The 22,031-nt window shown below is 36.0% G+C and carries 17 protein-coding genes; 14 read left to right on the top strand and 3 right to left on the bottom strand.

Annotation, left to right across the window (positions count from 1 at the left end; genetic code table 11):
• The first annotated feature begins 41 nt into the window (after nucleotides 1–41).
• The 7 genes from DFQ05_RS02035 to DFQ05_RS02005 all read left to right on the top strand — a co-directional run bounded on the left by DFQ05_RS02035 (nucleotide 42) and on the right by DFQ05_RS02005 (nucleotide 10,080).
• Entirely contained in the window at nucleotides 42–1,817 is a 1,776-nt protein-coding gene (locus DFQ05_RS02035) for an AMP-dependent synthetase/ligase (protein ID WP_132703070.1), read from the top strand.
• A 163-nt stretch (nucleotides 1,818–1,980) separates the two neighbouring features.
• Nucleotides 1,981–2,436, top strand: a complete 456-nt coding sequence (locus DFQ05_RS02030) for a MarR family winged helix-turn-helix transcriptional regulator (RefSeq protein WP_132703068.1) — start codon at nucleotides 1,981–1,983, stop codon at nucleotides 2,434–2,436.
• Between the two features lies 1 nt (nucleotide 2,437).
• Nucleotides 2,438–4,846, top strand: a complete 2,409-nt coding sequence (locus DFQ05_RS02025; RefSeq protein ID WP_132703066.1) for a 3-hydroxyacyl-CoA dehydrogenase/enoyl-CoA hydratase family protein — start codon at nucleotides 2,438–2,440, stop codon at nucleotides 4,844–4,846.
• Nucleotides 4,847–4,942: 96 nt separating this feature from the next.
• Nucleotides 4,943–6,133, top strand: a complete 1,191-nt coding sequence (locus DFQ05_RS02020) for an acetyl-CoA C-acyltransferase (protein ID WP_132703064.1) — start codon at nucleotides 4,943–4,945, stop codon at nucleotides 6,131–6,133.
• 24 nt (nucleotides 6,134–6,157) lie between these two features.
• Nucleotides 6,158–7,963 (top strand): acyl-CoA dehydrogenase family protein, encoded by a 1,806-nt coding sequence (locus DFQ05_RS02015; RefSeq protein ID WP_132703062.1) that lies wholly within the window; start codon nucleotides 6,158–6,160, stop codon nucleotides 7,961–7,963.
• Between the two features lie 122 nt (nucleotides 7,964–8,085).
• Nucleotides 8,086–9,264 carry a nuclear transport factor 2 family protein gene (locus DFQ05_RS13635; RefSeq protein ID WP_199221952.1) on the top strand — a complete coding sequence of 393 codons (1,179 nt, stop codon included), beginning with the start codon at nucleotides 8,086–8,088 and terminating at the stop codon, nucleotides 9,262–9,264.
• A gap of 129 nt (nucleotides 9,265–9,393) precedes the next feature.
• Complete coding sequence (locus tag DFQ05_RS02005; RefSeq protein WP_132703060.1) at nucleotides 9,394–10,080, top strand: DUF6090 family protein; 687 nt, start codon at nucleotides 9,394–9,396, stop codon at nucleotides 10,078–10,080.
• On the opposite strand, the gene DFQ05_RS02000 is transcribed toward DFQ05_RS02005, so the two are convergent.
• Complete coding sequence (locus tag DFQ05_RS02000) at nucleotides 10,077–11,411, bottom strand: M24 family metallopeptidase (RefSeq protein WP_132703058.1); 1,335 nt, start codon at nucleotides 11,409–11,411, stop codon at nucleotides 10,077–10,079. The two genes, DFQ05_RS02005 and DFQ05_RS02000, sit on opposite strands and share 4 nt — an antisense overlap.
• 50 nt (nucleotides 11,412–11,461) lie before the next feature.
• On the opposite strand from DFQ05_RS02000, the gene DFQ05_RS01995 reads away from it, so the two are divergent.
• From DFQ05_RS01995 to DFQ05_RS01975, 5 genes are all read left to right on the top strand, one after another.
• The gene (locus tag DFQ05_RS01995; RefSeq protein WP_241974192.1) at nucleotides 11,462–12,610 is read left to right on the top strand and encodes a DUF6265 family protein; all 1,149 of its coding nucleotides are present in this window, start codon (nucleotides 11,462–11,464) and stop codon (nucleotides 12,608–12,610) included.
• An 82-nt stretch (nucleotides 12,611–12,692) separates the two neighbouring features.
• The gene (locus tag DFQ05_RS01990) at nucleotides 12,693–14,024 is read left to right on the top strand and encodes a M28 family peptidase (RefSeq protein WP_132703056.1); all 1,332 of its coding nucleotides are present in this window, start codon (nucleotides 12,693–12,695) and stop codon (nucleotides 14,022–14,024) included.
• A 5-nt stretch (nucleotides 14,025–14,029) separates the two neighbouring features.
• Nucleotides 14,030–14,833, top strand: coding sequence for a M23 family metallopeptidase (locus DFQ05_RS01985; protein WP_132703054.1), 804 nt, complete (start codon nucleotides 14,030–14,032; stop codon nucleotides 14,831–14,833).
• Between the two features lies 1 nt (nucleotide 14,834).
• Entirely contained in the window at nucleotides 14,835–16,469 is a 1,635-nt protein-coding gene (locus DFQ05_RS01980; RefSeq protein WP_132703052.1) for a M1 family metallopeptidase, read from the top strand.
• 1 nt (nucleotide 16,470) lies between these two features.
• A complete protein-coding gene (locus DFQ05_RS01975; protein ID WP_132703050.1) occupies nucleotides 16,471–17,043 on the top strand; it encodes a YdeI/OmpD-associated family protein in 573 nt (190 codons plus the stop codon).
• Here the strand turns inward: DFQ05_RS01975 and DFQ05_RS01970 are convergent, their stop codons facing one another.
• Both DFQ05_RS01970 and DFQ05_RS01965 read right to left on the bottom strand, forming a co-directional pair.
• Nucleotides 17,044–17,772 carry a LytR/AlgR family response regulator transcription factor gene (locus DFQ05_RS01970; RefSeq protein WP_132703048.1) on the bottom strand — a complete coding sequence of 243 codons (729 nt, stop codon included), beginning with the start codon at nucleotides 17,770–17,772 and terminating at the stop codon, nucleotides 17,044–17,046.
• Complete coding sequence (locus tag DFQ05_RS01965; RefSeq protein WP_241974191.1) at nucleotides 17,769–18,815, bottom strand: sensor histidine kinase; 1,047 nt, start codon at nucleotides 18,813–18,815, stop codon at nucleotides 17,769–17,771. Before DFQ05_RS01965 ends, DFQ05_RS01970 begins: the two co-directional genes overlap by 4 nt.
• A 187-nt stretch (nucleotides 18,816–19,002) precedes the next feature.
• On the opposite strand from DFQ05_RS01965, the gene DFQ05_RS01960 reads away from it, so the two are divergent.
• Both DFQ05_RS01960 and DFQ05_RS01955 read left to right on the top strand, forming a co-directional pair.
• Nucleotides 19,003–21,402: an outer membrane beta-barrel family protein gene (locus DFQ05_RS01960; RefSeq protein ID WP_132703044.1), complete on the top strand. Its 2,400-nt coding sequence runs from the start codon at nucleotides 19,003–19,005 to the stop codon at nucleotides 21,400–21,402.
• 20 nt (nucleotides 21,403–21,422) lie between these two features.
• On the top strand, nucleotides 21,423–22,022 hold the full coding sequence (locus DFQ05_RS01955; protein WP_132703042.1) for a hypothetical protein: 600 nt from the start codon (nucleotides 21,423–21,425) through the stop codon (nucleotides 22,020–22,022).
• The last annotated feature ends 9 nt before the right edge of the window (nucleotides 22,023–22,031 follow it).

The following is a 22,031-nucleotide window of genomic DNA, read 5'->3' as shown; positions in this document are numbered from 1 at the left end:
ATATTTTCGTAATATTGCGTTCCCTTAACTGAAAAATGACTATGACAGAAATAAAAAGACTCTTTGACTTTCCATACCATCAGCTCAAAAATAACCCTAACAATTCCGCTTTAGTTACCAAGTACGATGGCAAATGGACGCCGATGTCCACGCAAGACTATTTAGACAAAGCCAATGCAGTTAGTCGTGCTTTACTGAAAATGGGCGTAAAAAAAGGTGATAAAATTGCGCTTATTTCTTCAACAAACAGAACCGAATGGAATATTATGGACATTGGCACACTACAAATTGGCGCTACAAATGTCCCTATTTATCCAACGATTTGTGCTGAAGATTATGAGTATGTGCTGAATCATAGTGAGTCGATTTACTGTTTTGTTTCTGATGAAGAAGTTTTAGAGAAAGTCAATAAAATTAAGGCGAATACAAAACTGAAAGACGTTTACTCTTTTGACCAAATTGAAGGCTGTAAGCATTATTCAGAACTATTTACGCTTGGAAAAGACGAAACCAACCAACCAGAAGTTGAAGCTAGAAAAGACGAAGTCGATAAACACGATTTAGCAACCATAATTTACACGTCGGGTACAACAGGAAAACCAAAAGGGGTTATGCTAAGTCATTGGAATATTACAAGTAACGTTCTGGCAAGCTCTCCTCGTGTACCTCTACCAGAATCTGGAGAAACCAGAATATTAAGCTTCTTGCCAATTTGCCATATTTTTGAGCGTGTACTTATTTACGTTTATCAATACGCTGGCACATCAATTTACTTTGCTGAAGCCCTAGATAAAATTGGTGATAATGCCAAAGAGGTTAAACCAAATCTTATGAGTGTTGTACCTCGTTTACTCGAAAAAGTGTTTGATAAAATTATGCTTAAAGGAGAAGAGCTTACAGGTATTAAAAAAGCGCTTTTCTTTTGGGCCGTTAGTTTGGGCGAAAAATGGGAGCCTTACGGAAAAAATGGTGCATGGTACGAGTTTAAACTTAAGATTGCTAACAAACTTATTTTTAGTAAATGGCGTGAGGCATTAGGTGGTCAGCTATACACTATGGTATCTGGTAGTGCAGCTTTGCAACCAAGATTGGCTAGAGTTTTTGGGGCTGCTGGCATGCGTGTTATGGAAGGCTACGGCCTTACAGAAACATCTCCTGTGGTTTCTGTTGGTCTTTACAAAAATAATATGTACCAAATTGGTACAGTTGGCAAACCCATAGATGGCGTAGAAGTAAAAATTGCAGATGATGGCGAAATTTTAATTAAAGGACCAAATGTCATGCAAGGCTATTACAAGGATCCAGAAAAAACAGCTGAAGTCATGTCTGGCGATTATTTTCATACAGGAGATAAAGGAGAAGTCACTGCTGATGGATTTCTTAAAATAACAGGACGTAAAAAAGAAATGTTTAAAACCTCAGGCGGTAAATACGTTATCCCTACGCTTCTAGAGAATGATTTAAAACAATCCTTATTTATAGAACAAATTATGGTTGTAGGCGAAGGTGAAAAAATGCCTTGCGCTCTTATTCAACCAAATTTTGATTTCGTAAGAGATTGGATAGAACATAAAGGTCATAATATCGGAACGTCTAATGAAGACATCGCTGCTTCGGAAATTGTAATAAAGCGTATCCAAAAAGAGGTTGATAAATACAATATCAATTTTGGAAAGTGGGAGCAGGTTAAGAAATTCGAATTAACATCTTCAGTCTGGTCTATAGATAATGGAGAACTAACACCTACTATGAAGATGAAACGCAGCGTTATTAAAGAGATGTATAACGACTTATACGAGAAGATGTATCGCGGATAACAAAGAATCTTCTCATCGAAATGTAAGTAAATGTCTCACTAACTCTGAGACATTTTTTATTTCAATAGATAAATTTACTATGCATGCATAATTTATTTTTAAATACTATGCGTGCATAGTATTTTTTATTATATTTGTCTTCCTAACACGAAAACGTTTGAGTTTGAAAGACAAAACTATAGATTACGTACTCAGAACCACATGGTTAGCAGTAAATAAAATGTATAACGAAGAAGCCGCTCAATTCGATACAACAATGGCAACCGGTTTCGCTTTATTAAGTATTGACCCTGAAGAAGGAACACCTTCCACCTCACTTGGTCCAAAAATGGGAATGGAAGCTACAAGTCTTTCGCGTACCCTTAAAACGATGGAGGAAAAAGGACTGATTACAAGAAAACCTAATCCTGAAGATGGTCGTGGCGTATTAATTCACCTAACTGATTTTGGAAGAGAAAAGCGTGCCTACTCAAGAGACCGCGTACTTACGTTTAATGAAGCCATTAGAGATAACGTTTCTAGAGAAGAACTCTCTGGCTTTTACAAAGTAGCAGAGATTATAAATCACATGATATCAAATAAGAAAATATACAATCAAAAAGAAAAAATTCTAAAATAACATGAGCAAACGTAGAATTAAAAAAGTAGCAATTATCGGTTCCGGAATTATGGGAAGTGGTATTGCTTGTCATTTTGCCAATATAGGTGTAGATGTCCTTTTACTAGATATTGTTCCACGAGAACTAAATGAAAAAGAAAAAGCAATGGGACTTACACTTGATGATAAAGTGGTAAGAAATCGCATTGTTAACACTGCGCTTCAAGACTCTCTAAAATCGAAGCCCTCGCCTATTTACAATCAAAAGTTTGCTAGTAGAATTACCACAGGTAATCTCGAAGATGATATTGCTAAAGTAGCGGATGTCGATTGGATTATGGAAGTTGTTGTTGAACGTCTCGACATTAAACAACAAGTTTTTGAGAAGTTAGAAAAATACAGAACACCAGGTACTATTATTTCATCTAACACTTCTGGTATTCCTATTAAATTTATGAACGAAGGCCGTTCTGAAGATTTCCGTAAGCATTTTGCAGTGACGCATTTCTTTAACCCGCCACGTTACTTAAAGTTATTTGAGGTTGTTCCAGGTCCAGATTGCAAACAAGAGGTTACAGACTTCTTAATGGAGTATGGTGAAAAATTCTTAGGTAAGACTTCGGTTTTAGCAAAAGACACACCTGCGTTTATTGGAAACCGTATTGGAATTTTCGGTATTCAATCGTTATTCCACCAAGTAAAAGAACTAGGCTTAACGGTTGAAGAGGTTGATAAATTAACTGGCCCAGTCATTGGTCGTCCAAAATCGGCAACATTCCGTACAGTAGATGTTGTAGGTTTAGATACATTAGTACACGTTGCTAATGGTATTTACGATAATTGCCCAGATGACGAAGCGCATGAGCTTTTCAAACTACCAGATTTCATCGACACTATGATGGAAAATAAATGGTTAGGAAGCAAAACTGGTCAAGGATTTTATAAAAAATCGGTAAATGCAGATGGTAAAAAAGAAATTCTAACACTCGATTTAGACACGATGGAATATCGTTCTAAAAAACGTGCGTCTTTTGCGACTTTAGAATTAACAAAAACAATCGATAAACCAATTGACCGTTTTAAGGTTTTAGTTGGTGGTAAGGACAAAGCTGGCGAATTCTACAGAAAGAATTTCGCAGCGATGTTTGCTTACGTACAAAATAGAATTCCAGAAATTTCTGATGAATTATACCGAATTGACGATGCAATGAAAGCTGGTTTTGGTTGGGAAAATGGACCATTCGAAATTTGGGATGCCGTAGGTGTTGAAAAAGGTATTGAACTTATGAAAGCTGAAGGCAAAGAACCTGCAGCTTGGGTTAAAGAAATGGTATCAAAAGGCGAAACGTCTTTCTATACCGTAAAAGATGGCGCAACTTATTATTATGATGTTCCTACAAAATCTCAGGTTAAAAAACCTGGTCAAGATGCATTTATCATCTTAGATAACATCCGTAAATCAAACGAAGTATTCAAAAACTCTGGAGTTGTTATCGAAGATATCGGTGATGGAATTATCAATTGTGAGTTCCAATCTAAAATGAATACCATCGGTGGTGATGTTTTAGCTGGTCTTAACAAAGCAATTGACTTAGCCGAAAAAGATTTTGATGGTTTAGTAATTGGTAACCAAGGCGCAAACTTCTCGGTTGGTGCAAACATCGGAATGATTTTTATGATGGCTGTTGAGCAAGAATATGACGAGCTTAACATGGCTATTAAATATTTCCAAGACACGATGATGCGTATGCGTTATTCATCTATCCCAACAATTTCTGCGCCCCATGGTATGACGCTTGGTGGTGGATGTGAATTATCACTTCACGCTGATAAAGTAGTCGCTGCTGCAGAAACGTATATGGGACTTGTTGAGTTTGGTGTTGGTGTTATTCCTGGCGGTGGTGGTTCTAAAGAAATGGCGTTGAGAGCTTCAGATACATTCCGTAAAGGTGATGTGCAGCTGAATGTTCTCCAAGAGTATTTCTTAACTATTGGTATGGCCAAAGTATCGACTTCAGCATATGAAGCTTACGATTTAGGTTTATTACAGCACGGTAAAGATGTTGTGGTGGTGAATAAAGACCGTCAAATTGCTGAAGCTAAGAAACATGCCAAATTATTGGCAGATGCTGGTTATACGCAACCTGTAAAACGCAATGATGTTTTAGTTTTAGGTAAGCAAGCATTAGGTGCATTTTTAGTGGCGACAGATTCTATGCAAGCCAGCAACTTTATTTCTGAGCACGACCAGAAAATCGCTAACAAATTAGCTTACGTTATGGCTGGTGGCGATTTATCAGAGCCGACCAAAGTATCAGAGCAATATTTATTAGATATCGAGCGTGAAGCCTTCTTAAGTCTTTGTACAGAGCGCAAAACATTAGAGCGTATTCAGCACATGTTAAAAACTGGTAAACCGTTACGCAACTAAAGTTGCTAAGCTATGAGCCATTAGCCTTTGGCTATTGGTAAATCAATAATTATAAAACGCTAAAAGCTAAGAGCTATTAGCCAAAAGCTATAAACTATGAAAACAGCATATATAGTAAAAGGATATAGAACAGCCGTTGGGAAATCCAAAAAAGGCGCGTTTAGATTTAAAAGAGCTGATGAGTTAGCTGCAGAAACCATCTCATACATGATGGAGCAGTTACCAGAGTTTGATAAAACACGTATCGACGATGTTATTGTTGGTAATGCGATGCCAGAAGGTTCTCAAGGACTAAACATGGCACGTCTCATCTCTCTTATGGGATTAAAAATTGAAGATGTACCTGGTGTAACGGTTAACCGTTTTTGTTCTTCAGGATTAGAAACTATTGGTATGGCCGTCGCAAAAATTCAATCTGGAATGGCAGATTGTATCATTGCTGGTGGTGTAGAGAGTATGAGTTCTGTACCAATGACAGGTTTTAAACCAGAATTAAACTACGATACCGTTGCAGATGGGCACGCCGATTATTACTGGGGAATGGGAAACACTGCTGAAGAAGTGGCAAACAAATTCAATGTGTCTCGTGAAGACCAAGATGAATTTGCTTACAATTCTCATATGAAAGCCTTAAAAGCTTTAGAAGAAAATCGTTTCCAAGATCAAATTGTTCCGATTGAAGTTGAAGAAACCTACATCGATTCCAAAGGAAAAAAGGCGACGCGCACATACACTGTGACTAAAGATGAAGGTCCGCGTAAAGGAACAAGCAAAGAAGCTCTAGCTAAGCTTAGACCTGTTTTTGCTCAAGGCGGAAGCGTTACCGCTGGTAACTCTTCTCAAACAAGTGATGGCGCAGCTTTTGTTATGGTGATGAGTGAAGATATGGTGAAAGAACTTAATCTTAAACCAATCGCTCGAATGGTGAGCTATGCTGCTGCTGGTGTTCCTCCTCGTATTATGGGTATTGGTCCTGTTGCTGCAATTCCAAAAGCATTAAAGCAAGCTGGACTTAAGCAAGACGATGTTAAGTTAATTGAATTGAATGAAGCCTTTGCTTCACAATCGTTGGCGGTTATTCGCGAATTGGACTTAAATCCAGATATCATCAATGTAAATGGAGGTGCCATTGCTTTAGGTCACCCGTTAGGATGCACTGGAGCTAAATTATCTGTACAGTTATTTGACGAAATGCGTAAGCGCAACATGCAAGGACAATACGGTATGGTAACCATGTGCGTTGGTACAGGTCAAGGTGCCGCAGGAATATTCGAATTTTTAAATTAAAAAAAGATACAAATCATAAGAGTTATGGAAGCGACTACAGAAAAAGAAATCCTTCGCGGCGGACAATTCCTCGTTAAGGAAACCAAATGCGAAGATATCTTCACTCCAGAAGATTTTAACGAAGAACAAACAATGATGAAAGAAGCGGTTATGGAATTTAACGACCGTGAAATCATTGCACATAGAGAACGTTTTGAAAAGAAAGACTATGCCTTTACAGAAGAGTGTATGAAAAAGGCTGGAGAATTAGGATTCTTAGGCGTTGCAGTACCAGAAGAATATGGCGGATTAGGAATGGGCTTTGTCTCTACCATGTTGGTTTGTGATTATATTTCTTCAGGAACTGGTTCTTTCAGCACAGCTTTCGGTGCGCATACAGGTATTGGTACCATGCCAATTACATTATACGGTACGGAAGAGCAAAAGCAAAAATATGTTCCAAAATTAGCTACAGGCGAGTGGTTCGGAGCATATTGTTTAACTGAGCCAGGTGCAGGTTCGGATGCTAACTCTGGTAAAACAACTGCAGAATTAACTGCAGACGGAAAGCACTACAAAATTAACGGACAAAAAATGTGGATTTCTAATGCTGGTTTCTGCCAATTATTTATCGTTTTTGCACGTTTAGAAGACGATAAAAATATTACAGGATTCATCGTTGAGAATGACCCATCAAACGGTATTACTTTAGGTGAGGAAGAGCATAAATTAGGTATTCGTGCGAGTTCTACTCGTCAAGTGTTCTTTAACGATTGCTTAGTTCCTGTAGAAAATATGTTGGCTGGTCGTGGTGAAGGTTTTAAAATTGCTATGAATGCCTTAAACGTTGGTCGAATTAAATTAGCAGCAGCGTGTTTAGATTCGCAAAGACGTATCATTACTACAGGTGTACAATACGCAAACGAGCGTAAGCAATTTAAAACACCAATTGCCGATTTTGGAGCTATCAAAGCAAAGATTGCAGAAATGGCAACAAGTGCATATGCTGGTGAATCTGCATCGTACCGAGCTGCAAAAAATATCGAAGACCGTATTGCAATGCGTGTTGCTGCCGGTAATACACATCAAGAAGCAGAGCTTAAAGGTGTTGAAGAGTATGCTATTGAATGTTCAATCTTAAAAGTTGCCGTATCAGAAGATGTACAAAATTGTGCAGATGAAGGTATCCAAATTTTTGGAGGCATGGGCTTCTCTGAAGAAACACCAATGGAAGCGGCTTGGAGAGATGCCCGTATTGCACGTATCTACGAAGGTACTAACGAAATTAATAGAATGCTTTCTGTTGGTATGCTAGTTAAAAAAGCCATGAAAGGTCATGTAGATTTATTAGGTCCTGCAATGAAAGTAGCAGACGAGCTTATGGGAATTCCATCATTTGATGTTCCAGATTATTCAGAATTGTTTTCTGAGGAAAAAGAAATGATTGCAAAACTTAAGAAAGTCTTCTTAATGGTGGCAGGTTCTGCAGTTCAAAAATATGGTCCAGACTTAGAGCAACACCAACAGTTATTAATGAATGCTTCAAACATTCTTATTGAAATTTACATGGCAGAGTCGGCAATTTTACGTGCTGAGAAAAATGCGAAACGTTTTGGTGAAGATGCTCAGAAAGAACAAATCGCTATGGCCAAGTTATATTTATTTAATGCTGTAGAAATTATAAAGAAAAACGGTATCGAAGGTATTGTTTCTTTTGCTGAAGGCGATGAGCAAAAAATGATGCTAATGGGTCTTAAGCGTTTTACTAAATATGCTAACTACCCTAACGTTGTTGCTTTACGTAACACCATAGCAGAAAAAGTAAAAGCAGAAAATAAGTACTGCTTTTAAAATAGAGTGATTAAATCTCATAAAAGGTTTAAGTTTAATTAGATGGAAAAAGTCGGATTGTGGTAATAGCAATTCGACTTTTTTATTTGTGTATATTTAGATTTCAAAAAAACTAAAAGTCTATGAAATCTATAGTCTACATTCTCTTATTTGCATTTGCAACCACTACTCTAGCCCAAAATACCGAGGTCTATCTCTTCGATATAACCAACTCAAACGGAGAATTAGCTTTAACTAATCAACGAAACATATCAAACAACAAAGGTTATGACAACCAACCTAGTTTTTATAACGACAACTTAGTCAGTTTTGTTTCAACAAAAAAAGGACAGACAGATATCGCATTCTACCATTTAAACAAACAAATTGTTTCTTTTGCTAATTCTACACCAAATGGTGGTGAGTATTCACCTCTAAAAATTCCAAATTCAAAAGACATATCAGCCGTAAGACTAGATAACGATGGCAAACAACGTTTGTATCGTTACGATTTTAGAACAGGAGAATCTACAGAATTAGTTAAAGATTTAGTAGTAGCCTACTACACTTGGTACGACGAGAGTACAATTGTTGCCGCCGTTATAGAAGAAAGCGGACTTAATCTTTATGTTATAGACGTCAATACTGGTAAAAGACGAAGAGATGCCATTAATGTTGGGCGTTCCTTTCATAAAATACCAAATAGTAAACTGGTAAGTTTTGTAGAAAAACGCGACGATAAATGGACCCTAAAATCACTCAACCCAATTACAAGTGAAACTAGAGACATTATAGAACTCCCGAATAAAACAGAAGATATCTGCTGGCTTATTGATGGAAGCATCGTTATTCCTATAAATAATAGCGTCTATTTATTCAACCCAAAAAAGGACAAACAGTTTAGACTTTTAGCAAATTTTGACGACGATAATCTTCAGAAAATAACCCGTATTGCAACAAATGAAATAGGAACCATGCTAGCCTTAGTTTCAGAAATCTCACCAGAAGAGATTGTGCAACAGCAATTAGACGCTTATAACGCAAGAGATATAGATGCTTTTATGGCGACTTACTCTAACGATATAAAACTTTATAATTTCCCTAACGAATTACGTACAGAAGGTCAAGAGGCAATGAAAACCTCATACAAAGGCTTCTTTGAAAATACACCAGATCTCAACTGTAAAATATTAAAACGTATAGTCACAGGAAACAAAGTTATAGACCACGAATTAGTGACCGCTAATGGAAATACGTTTAAAGCCGTTGCGATTTACGAAGTCGAAAATGGATTGATAAGTAAAGTGACGTTTGTGAGGTAACAGGATTTATTAAAAATTGAATAATAAATAACTTTACAATAACAATCAGGCTAGTTTAATTTGAATCTCTAGGCATAAATGGTAAAATTCTTCCGACATATCCGTCTCTCACTAATAAATCAAAATAAAATGGGTAAGTACTTTAAATACGCTATTGGCGAAATCATTTTGGTCGTCATCGGGATTCTCATTGCCCTACAAATCAACAATTGGAATGAAAATAGGAAAGACCGATTGTTAATACAATCCTATTACAAACAACTTTTAGATGAATTGGATTCAGATGTAAGTACTATAAAATTTTCTATTTCCAGACTACAAAATGATATAGAAGCATACAACAACCTTAAAAAAGAAACTAGTAATCCAAACCTTTCAATAGATTCCGTATTAATCTATCATCAAAATGCAGTCTTCGATTTAGAAAATACAACCTTTAATACAAAAACAGTGAGTGTCATGCAATCTACGGGTGACATTAGGCTGCTTCCTTCGCACATTCGAAATGCTTTAATAAATTTAGAAAACGAGCAAAAAAGTCACTTAGATGATTTTAAAGGGAGATTGGACTTATATCTAGCCATATTCAAAGAATTAGATTTTTTAGAAACCTTTAGCGACTTAGATATTTGGAAAAACAATAAAGCACTCTCCAATCGACTAAATATTCAAGAAAGACAGTTAGAAGAATTACCCGTTTTAATTAAAGCCTTAAAGATTAAAAATATTAGCAATAAAAGGAACAAATTAGAGCTTAATAATATTCTAAACTACACCGAAGAATTAATTCGGTTTATAAAAAAAGAAATGGACTAATTACTTTTTATTAATATCAACTCCTCTTGCGGTTCAATTAGATACTCAGCGCCATCTTTTTTAACCACAGCCATTTCCTCTACCGATATGGTTTTTGTTCCGCCATCTTTTAATTTCCATGCATGGAAACCATCAAAAGCAAAGGTCATTCCTTCTTTTATGATTTTCTCAGAAGCTGGTCTTACATGAGACGCTTGCGAACCTCCAAGATTTGGCCCAACATCATGCGCCACATAACCCACTGGATGTCCTGTGCTCCACATCACATAATCCGAGCCTGCTTCTTTCATAAGTACACGTTGTGCCCTATCAACGTCCACACCCTTTACACCAGGTTTCATAGCAGCAAGCGCAGCACGATTTCCTGCTTTACCACTTTCCCAATAATGCAAAATGCCCTTTGGCGCTTCAGTTTCACCGTCTTTTAATACATAAGCAAAACGCTGAATATCGCTCACCCAGCGGTCATAAACCTTTACACCAAAATCTATTTGTATGACGTCTCCTGGCATAATTACTTTGTCCGTTGCATGAGAATGTCCTCGGTCAGCACCAGAATTTACATTCGGGTTTTGGTCAGGTGCCCAGCCATCTTTTACACCATATTCTGTCATTTTTTGCTTTAAAAATTTAGCAATATCAGCATCTGTAGATTTGCCTGGAGTCACTTGTTTATAGGCTTCAATCTGCCAATCAGCAGTCAACTGTGCCGCTTTACGAAGAATCTCAACTTCTTCTGGTAGTTTTATAGATAGCCATTCGTAAACAACTTCTGTAGATGGCACTAAACGGTTAGAATAATCACCTAATAATTCTTCTAAATTCTGTCGTTGAGAATACGATAGTCCGTCTGCCATAGCGTTGCTCTTAGACGAATTAACAGCTATAGTTCCAAATTCTTTTTCTTTTATAAAATCTACCGCCATAGACACCGCAGATGTACCACGATCAACACTCACAACCTCGTCGTGAATATCTAAATCGTCTAAAGCCGTAGCTTCACCAGATGGTGAGAATACTTTAGAATGAAATCCGTTTTCGTCATTATAAAACAAGAACACAGCAGTACCTCCAGCATTTTCGCCGCCTATATGGTCTGCAATAGGGTCGTTATTATTTTCTCTACAGATGACTAACCAACTATCTACTTCTGCATTTTCTAGAGCTTTTGGAAGTAGCGTAGTGATACGCTTTTTTCTAATCTCTGGCCAAGGGCTGTCGCCCCAATACGTTTCAGGATTAATGCTTGTTGTTTCAGCAGTTGTTGAAATAGTGCCATCAACACAGCCAAAAAATAGAATTACAAGTAATACAGAATAAAATCGTTTCATTTTTTAACTTTATAAAATCTAAACGAAGATACGCATTAATCAAAACTCGTATGAAACACTTTTCAATTTTTCTACTGCTCATGTCCTGCTCACTAATCGCTCAAGAACAAAAACTAGAGCCAAAATTAGAAAACATCGCTTGGATTTCTGGTACGTGGCATGGTGAAGCTTTTGGTGGAAAAACGGAAGAAATCTGGAGTGAACCATCAGCTGGCTCTATGATGGCAACCTTTAAATTAATTAATGAAGGAAAAGTTACCTTCTATGAAATTGAAATTATCCGTGAGATAGAAAACTCGCTTGTCCTCCAACTCAAACATTTTAATAACGACCTTAAAGGCTGGGAAACCAAAGACGAAACCGTAGACTTTCCACTAAAATATATTACCAAAAACAAAGTTGTATTTGAAGGCATGTCATTTGAAAAAGTTAGCGATACAGAGATGAATGTTTACGTTGACATTAAAGCGGAAGATAAAGTTGAAACCGTAAAATTTAATTACAAAAAACAAATACCCGTAAAAAAGCCAGTCAACCAACTTATAGAAGTAAAAAAAGCTGCTGTAACTCCAATAATTGACGGAAAAGCTAAGGAGGCTATTTGGGGAAAATCGAAATGGCAACCAATAAATCAGTTATGGTTAGGAGAAGCCTATTCGCAAGATGATTTTCAAGGACGCTATAAGCTAGCTTGGACAGAAGATGCCTTATACCTTTTGGCTGAAATTACTGATGATATTCTTTTAGATAAAGAAAAAGACCCTTTAAAAGCGTGGTGGGACGATGACTGTTTAGAGATTTTTATAGACGAAAACAATAGCGGTGGCAATCATCAGTTTAACCATAACGCGTTTGCTTATCATATAGCCTTAGATGGTAATGTCGTAGATATGTCAACAGAAGAAAAGGGAATACTTTTCAACTCTCACATAACATCAAAACGAATAACTACAAGAAATCAATCGGTTTGGGAAGTCAAAATTTCTTTATATGATGACACCTATAACGAATCTGGGACTAATTTTCCCATAAAATTAAGCGCCAATAAAAATGTAGGTTTTGCCCTTGCGTATTGCGATAATGATAATAGTGCCACTCGCGAAAACTTTATCGGCTCTGTAAAAGTTGAAGGTGAAGATAAAAACCGTGGCTGGATTGATGCTAGTATTTTTGGCACGCTTTTACTTATAGACGACTAAAAACAGATTAACGTATTAACAAATCTTTAAACACAAGGCTTTAGCGAAAGCCTTATTTTTAGGCTTCAAAACACTAACTCTCATGAAAAAAATTATTTTAGGACTTGCCTTATTTGGCTTTACAATAAATCAAGCACAAACCGACCCAAAACTTTACGATATTATTGATGCTGTTTCTGAAGAACGCTTAAGAAACGATGTGAAAACCCTTGCGGATTTTGGCACACGTCACACCTTAAGTGACACCTTATCAGACACACGAGGTATTGGTGCAGCGCGGCGTTGGATTAAGTCTGAGTTTGATAAAATTTCTAAAGATTGTGGTGATTGCCTAGAGGTATTCTATCAACAAGATTTAGTTGAAAAAGGCCGAAATCAACGTATTGTCAAGGACGTTATGGTAGTTAATGTCGTAGCGATACAACGCGGTACAAAATATCCAAATCGTTTTATTATCATGAGTGGTGATATCGATTCACGAGTGTCAGACCCAACTGATTTCACTTCAGACTCACCAGGCGCTAACGATAACGCTTCAGGTATGGCTGGCGCTATAGAAGCCGCTCGTGTATTATCTAAATACAAATTTGATAGCAGTATTATCTACGTAGGTCTTTCTGGAGAAGAACAAGGCTTGTTTGGTGGTCAAGGTTTAGCAAAATACGCGCAAGACAACAATTGGGATATCGTAGGAATTTTAAATAACGACATGATTGGAAATATTAAAGGCGTTGATGGCGTGATTGACAACCGCACATTCAGAATTTTCTCAGAACCAGTACCTGCAAACGAAAGTGAACGTGCACGTCGTGCAAGACGTTTTTATGGTGGTGAAGTTGATGGGATTTCACGTCAATTGGCGCGCTATGTGCATAAAACCGTGAAGACGTATATGCCAGAGATGAATCCAATGATGGTCTACCGCTTAGACCGATTTGGCCGTGGCGGACACCACAGACCTTTCAACGATGTTGGTTTTGCGGGAATCCGTATTATGGAAGCACACGAAAATTATACGCAACAACATCAAGACATTCGTACAGAAGATGGCATTGATTACGGTGATACCTTTGAGCATGTTAACTTCCCGTATTGTAAAAAGCTAACCGCTGTAAACGCAATAAATTTAGCAAGCATTGCCTCTGCTCCACCGGCACCAAAAAACGTAGGTATTGGTGGTATTGTTCAGCCTTCTGCAAAATTTAGCTGGGATAAAGTTGATGGCGCTGTTGGTTACAAAATTTATTGGAGAGATACAACTTCGCCTACTTGGGACAATAGCCGTTATGTTGGAGATGTTAGTGAATATACTTTGGATGGTATCGTGGTCGATAATTTCTTTTTCGGGGTTGCGGCCGTTGGAAAAGATGGTCACGAAAGTCTAGTAACGTTCCCTAATAAAATTATTCGCTAGTAAAAATGAAACGGTGTTTCTTTCTGTTCATATTTTTTATTTCATTGGTGGTAGGTTGCTCAAAAAAACTTACCTCTCCAAACTTTATAAAATTTAAGGTTGAAAAAGATTCGCTTTTAGTGATTTCTAAAAATCATTTAGTTTCTCCAATGTATATAAAAGTCATTGATAGAAAAACAGATGAAACACTTTTTAAACAATTAGAATCCAAAGAAGAACAACAAATTTTTGGTTATCGTCTTACGGAAACAGACTCCAATTCAGTATTAAAAAAGTACAGATTTTTAGGTTATTATGGCAGATATCCATTTACAGAATACGATACAAATTATGTTTATACACTTCCGTTTCAGAAAGGTTACGAATCTAAAATAATTCAAGGCTATGATGGCGATTTTTCGCATAAAGGCGATTTTTCTTCAAAATGCATAGATTTTGACATGGCTATTGGAGATACTATAGTAGCCGCAAGAGATGGGGTTGTAGTTAATGTTGTCGCCAAACACAATAAACAAGGAGTTACTGAAGATTTTAAAAATTACGGAAATTATGTGATGCTCTATCATGAAGACAACACATTTTCACAATATGTGCATCTAAAACAAAATGGAAATTTGGTAAAAATTGGTGATTCCGTCAAAGCCAACCAACCTATTGCATTATCAGGTTTTACGGGATGGACGACCGTTCCGCATTTACATTTTGGTGTTTACAAACCAACTGCAGACGGATTAGTATCAATTCCCGTAATTTTAGACTCTATTCCAGCAAAAACATTAAAACGAGGATTTATTATTTCAAAAAAATAAAATGAAAAAAATTCTACTTGCATTACTAATTATCATCCCATGCCTAAGTACATCTCAAGGTTTGTTATCTAAAAAAGAAACGTTTACGCGACAAGATACTTTGCGTGGCAGCATTACGCCAGAACGTGCGTGGTGGGATTTAACCTATTATCACCTCGATGTTGAAGTGAAGCCTGAAGAGAAATTCATTTCAGGAAAAAACACTATAAATTATCGTGTTTTAAAGGCTAAACCAGAGCTTCAAATCGATTTACAAGCGCCAATGAAAATCACGAAAGTGATTCAGGATGGTGATGAATTAGAGTTTAGAACTGAGGGAAACGCTCATTTTATTAAAGTTGAAAGTGAACAACCCGTTAACGCTATAAAATCCATAACAATCTATTATGATGGCTATCCTCGCGAAGCTAAACGTGCTCCTTGGGATGGCGGTTTTTCGTGGAAAAAAGATGCTAACGGCAAGCACTTTATCGCAACATCTAACCAAGGTTTAGGCGCCAGTGTTTGGTGGCCAAATAAAGACCATATGTATGACGAAGTCGATAGTATGCTCATTAGCGTGACCAATCCTAAAGGCTTAACGAACGTCTCAAACGGCCGGCTAAGAAAACTTGAAGATTTAGGTAATAAAGTAAAGTCTCACTGGTTTGTCAATAATCCAATTAATAATTACGGCGTGAATATAAATATTGGTGACTATGTCAATTTTTCTGAAACCTATCAAGGTGAAAAAGGCGAATTAGATATGGATTATTGGGTGTTAAAGGATAATCTTGAAAAAGCAAAAGAGCACTTTAAAGACGCACCAAAAATGATGAGAGCCTTCGAACATTGGTTTGGTCCTTATCCGTTTTATGAAGATAGTTTTAAACTTGTTGAAGTCCCATATCTTGGTATGGAACACCAGAGCTCTGTAACTTATGGTAATCAATACAAAAAAGGATATTTAGGCAATGATTTATCTGGTACAGGTTGGGGATTAAAATTCGATTTTATTATCATTCACGAAGCTGGTCACGAGTGGTTTGCCAATAACATCACCTACAAAGATGCTGCAGACATGTGGATTCACGAAGGATTCACAGCCTATTCGGAAAATCTGTTTTTAGATTATTATTATGGAAAAGAAGCTTCTGCCGATTATGTCATCGGTACGCGAGCTAATATTAGAAATGACAGGCCTGTGATTGGTCAGTATAATGTAAACAACGAAGGCTCTGGTGATATGTATTACAAAGGCGCGAATATGTTACATACACTCAGGCAGCTTATTGAAGATGATACGCTATGGCGAGAAATTCTACGAGGCTTAAATAAAGAGTTTTATCATCAAACCGTAACTACTGCACAAATTGAAAGCTACATAAGTAATAAAACAAAGAAAGATTTATCCGCCTTTTTTAATCAATATCTCAGAGATACACGCATTCCTACTTTAGAATATACAATTGAGGACAATCAACTAAAATATAGGTATGTCAATATTGTAAAGGGTTTTGATATGCCTGTTGAAGTTAAAATTGACGGTAAACCAAAATGGCTATTTCCAAATTCTGAATGGAAAACCATGGCTATTGATAATGATGATTTTATAGTCGATAGAGACTTCTACATCAATTTGAGTAAAGTAAAATAGAATGAAGTTTCCAGAGCTCTATTTTCAACGTGATGTAGAATGGTACGATTGGCTCCTCGCTAATCATACTAAGGAAAAAGCGGTTTATCTGGTGTTTTACAAACTAGAAACCAAAATACCAACCATGCGTTGGGAAGAGGCTGTAAAAGTTGCGCTTTGCTTTGGATGGATTGATGCTACTGTAAAAAGTCTTGGTGGCGGAAAACGTATCCAATATTTCACGCAACGTAATCCTAAGAGTACTTGGAGTGCACTCAACAAAAAGTATATTGACGAACTAGAAGCCGCAGGATTAATCCAAGAGGCAGGTTATAAAATGATTGACCTCGCCAAAAAAACTGGAACTTGGACGGCGATGGATGATGTTGAAAATGGCGTCATACCAGATAATCTTCAACAAGCGTTTGATAAAAATCCACGAGCATTTGAAAATTATCAAAACTTCTCCAAAGGCTACAGAAAAAGTTATCTATCTTGGTTAAATAGTGCCAAGCGCGAAGACACCAAACAAAAAAGAATTGCAGAAATCATAAGGCTCTGCGAGGCTAATATTAAAAGTAGGAATGCTTGGTAGCTAAAACATTAGCTTTTTTATATTCTCCATATAACCTCTACTTACCCTAACTACATCTCCGTTTTTCATGGTTACATCGTAACTTTTTGTGTACTTATTTAGCTCTTTTACCGCATTGAGATTAATAATAGATGAACGGTGTATTCTTATAAAAATAGATTCATTCAACTTTTCTTCTAGCGTAGAGATTCCATAATTACTCACATAAGTTTTTGCTTCAGTCACTAACTTCGAATAATCTCCGTAGGCTTCAATTCTAATTACATCTTCAACTGCAATTGTCACCAATTTGTTTTGGCTCTGGACCAAAATACGTTCAGGATATATTGGTGTATCCATCAATAAACTTTCTGCTAATGGTCTAGCCTTATTGACTTGTACATTTTCTTTCAGTTTGTCTACAGCCATTTTAAAACGTTCTTTAGTATAAGGTTTTAAGAGATAATCTACAGCATGGACTTCAAAGGCTTTAAGCGCATATTGGTCGTAAGCGGTTGAGAAAATAATTTGAGGCAACTCTTCTAAATGTGTGAGCACATCAAACCCGGTCATTCCTGGCATTTGAATATCCAAAAATACCAAATCGGGTTTAAACTTATTAATAATTTTTACAGCATCAACACCATTATTGGCTTCACCAAGAAGGATTAATTCTGGGTAGTCTTCTAGGTATTGCTTTATCAACTGACGTCCTGATGCTTCGTCATCAATTATAACTACCTTTTTCATAGAGTAAAGCTAATTTTTAAGCCTTTAGGACTATTATCACTTAGATTTAGAGTCGTTTGATACATTTTTTCTAAACGCAATTTGGTATTAGTTAACCCTATGCCTTTATCAAAAACCGATAATTTATTTTCAATTCCAATGCCAGTATCTGCAATTTCAAAATGTAATTTGTCTTCTTTTTTAAATATTGAAATAGAAATCTCTCCGCCTTCGATTAAAGAAGATAGACCATGCTTTACTGAATTTTCAACCAATGGCTGAAGCAGCATTGGTGGAACCATCTCATCTAGTAAATTCTCCTCAACATTAATACTAACTTTTAAGCGTTCTTGGAATCGTTCTTTCTCCAAAGCCAAATATTTATTTACAAACTCTAGCTCTTCCCGCAATGGCACTTTTTCCACTTGAGAGGCTTTTAATTGGTATCTAAACAAATCTGAAAGCTCTGCAATAAGACGCCTTGTTTTTTCATTTTCTGGAGGTACTGATGCGCTTATGGTATTAAAAATATTGTAGAGAAAATGTGGATTTAACTGTGCTTTTAAAGCTGATAGTTCGCTTTTTAAAGCAGCTGTTTTCAACTCGCCTTCTATTTTTAATTTTTGCTGGTTTTCTTTGAAATAACGGTATGCAAAGAAACAGCCAAACTGAATCATCATAAATAATGTTGGGATATACCAATCCCAAACAGAACCTGTGCCAGTTAAGTGGGTTTCACCCATAGCATCCAGCAATAAATAACGCCATTCTCTAACAAAATATACGGTAATTGGTATAAGGATTACAACAACTGCTATTTGAAGAAGTTTTGGTCTATCTTTTAATAACCTCACTCCTAAGAACCAAATCACGATAGATGCTAAAAAATAAAAAAAGTATTGCATACCAGACATGTACCAATACCCTTCAGGATTTGCCCAGCCCCAGATACCATCTTCTCTAAACTTCATCATATTATACCATAATACAATACGATACAAAACGGAAAAGAATAAGTAAAAACCAAAGATGATTACTAATTCTTTTAATTTAATATTCTTCATAACTGTACTCATATGACTCAAATATAATGTAAGTCTAATCATTAATTAAACAAATAAAGACGAGTTGACCCATAGCCCGATGAATGGACTTGGCCACTCATCACTCTATTTCCCTACTTATCGGTTTAGACGTGAATAGAATATGTTAATGCTTCAAATTTGCTTCAGAAATTAAAAACAAACTATTATGAAGTCTTTTATTCTCGTACTCCTAAGCTTAGTTTTTGGAGTAACATGGTCACAAAACACAATAAACGGTAAAATTGTTACAGAAAACAAACAACCCGTTCAAGCTGCAATTATTTCGCTTTTAGATGTTAAAACCAATGGATTTATTAAAGGAGAACTCTCTAATGAAAAAGGAGAATTTCTATTTAAATCTATTGAGAATGGTAGTTACTATTTACTCATAACAAGTTTGGGATTAAAAGATTATAAGTCGGAGCCTTTTGATTTAGAGAATACTAACAAAACTTTTGATCAAATAGTAATGCAAGATGATTCTGAAGCTTTAGAAGAAGTAACCATAGTTGCGGAAAGGCCAATGATACAAGTACAAGCAGATAAAACTGTTTTTAATGTTGCCAACACAGTTAATGCTATTGGTGATAATGGATTTGAACTATTACGAAAAGCGCCAGGAATAATTATAGACAACTCAGATAGTATCATTGTAGAGGGAAAAGCAGGTGTATTATTCTATATAGACGATAGACCATCAGTCCTTAGAGGTCAGGATTTGGTCAACTTCTTAAAGACGCTTCAGGCTAGCGACATAGACAATATAGAAATTATAACACAACCTTCTTCGAGTTACGATGCTGAAGGTAATGCTGGAATTATCAATATCAAATTAAAACGAGATAAAAGCTTAGGAACAAATGGTAGTATTGCATCTGGTCTCACAGTTGGAGATTTTGCGAGATACAACAACTCTATATCTTTTAATAATAGAAACAAAAAGACAAGTTTATATGGTACATATAGTAACAATTTTGGTAAGAGTACAAGTTTTATAAACCTTAACCGAACTCAAAACAGTATCAACTTTGATGCGCGCTCAAATAGTGTTTTTGATAATAATAGTAATAACTTAAGATTGGGTTTTGACTACTATGCAAATGCCAAATCTACATTTGGTATCATAACCACTGGAAACTTTAACAACTCTTCATCTGAGACAGATTCGAGAACGCCTATCCGACCAATTACACAGCAAAATCCTGATGAAGTATTAATCTCGGGAAGTGATTCTGATAATAAAACCTCAAATATTTTTACTAACCTCAACTACCGATTCAAAGACACCCTTGGACACTCTTTAAATATTGATTTAGATTATGGAAAATACAATAGCGAACGTTTTAATTTACAACCCAACCGCTATTTTAATGGAGATGAAACGCAAGTAATCAGTGAAAACATTGTATTTTTTGATACACCTATTGATATCTCTATCCTATCTGGACAAGCAGATTACAAACAAAACTTCCTTAAAGGTGTTTTAAGTACTGGTTTTAAATACTCTAAAGTATATACAGAAAATAGCTTTGATGCCTTTGATAGAACTAACGGTGCAAATGATTTGGATGAATCTCAGTCTAATGATTTTGATTATGATGAGCAAATCTATGCTGCCTATTTTAACTACAATAGAAAATTTCAAAAACTAAATATTCAGTTTGGTCTACGAATGGAGAATACAGTTTCTGACGGACAACTAACAAGTCTTCAAGCCAATCAAAACAATCGTGTAGAACGCAACTACACCAATTGGTTTCCTAGCGGCGGAATAACGTATCAAGTTAATAGAAAAAACACTTTATCTCTAAATTATAGTAAGCGTATTCAGCGTCCTAATTATCAAAGTTTAAATCCTTTTCAGTACAGAATCGATGAGCTATCTTTTAGACAAGGAAATCCGTTTCTACAGCCACAATATACAGATAACTTAAAATTATCACACACATACAATTACAGACTAACCACCTCAATCAGCTATACATTTGTTAGTGATTTCTTTGCTCAGATTACTGAAGCAGGACAAAACAATACCAACTTCATTATCCAAAGAAATGTAGCCAATCAAAAAATTATAAATCTTGGTATATCGTATCCCACAAAGTTTAATGATTGGTGGAATGTATATATAAGTCTTAATGCTTACCGTAGTATCTATGAAGCGACAAATCCAGATTTTGTAGAGACACAACAAAATACATTAAGTCTTTATGCGCAAAATACATTTAAGATTTCAAAAGGGCTTACTGCAGAAATTTCAGGTTGGTTTAACTCGCCATCTGTTTGGGGCGGAACTTATGAAACAGAGAGCTTAGGCGCATTAAACATTGCTTTCCAAAAGCGATTTTTAGATGATAAACTCACCGCTAGATTAGCCTTTAACGATATCTTATTTACATCACCATGGCGAGGGACTACACAATTTGGAGACTTATTTATTGATGGTAATGGTGGTAACGATAGTAGACAAGTACGCATTAATCTCACTTATAATTTTGGTAGAAATGAAATTAAAAAAGCTCAAAAAAGAAAAACAGGAATTGAAGACGAAAAAAATAGAATATAAACTAGTAAAAAATAGAAATTATGAAAACTAAAAAAACAAAACTCACAACATTAGTATTATGCTTATTTATCAGTATCGCAGGATACTCGCAAACTACTTATTTGAAGATTACAAAATCTAACGAAGCGAATGATTACGAAATGTATCCACCAGGCACAGAATTTGAATTAAAAAATGAACATGGCTACATTATTTTCAAAAATAGTGATGACCCTGGTGAAATAGATATTGACGGTAATTATACACTTTATGTTTATCCTTCATGGAAGGACTCAGCGGATGTTTTTAAGCTAAAAGAAGGACGCGTAGAAAAAGTATTAACCTCTAGCTATAAAGAAAATCATTCCGATGAATATTCAATAAAAAGTAATGGTGTTACAGCCAACTATTCTGTTACAGACTCTAGAGAAATAGAAGGTAAAAAAAATCTAAAATTTAAACTTAGTAACGGAATTACATTTATATACGAAGACCTTAAGTACAGAGCCTATCTTAATGATGAAGATAATTACATCCGTATACAAGGAAAATATTTAATTGAGTCCGAAATCGGTACTTTAAAATTAAGCTTTAATCCTAGCAACGGAGTTGTATGGTGGGTTTTTGAACCCAAAAACTAAAAAAAGGGA

Origin of the sequence: Winogradskyella wandonensis (genome assembly GCF_004346845.1) — a bacterium.
In the GTDB taxonomy this organism is placed as follows: Bacteria; Bacteroidota; Bacteroidia; order Flavobacteriales; family Flavobacteriaceae; genus Winogradskyella; species Winogradskyella wandonensis.
The sequence above is the reverse complement of the archived record's forward strand: the minus strand, read 5'-3'. Positions and strand labels throughout refer to the sequence as shown.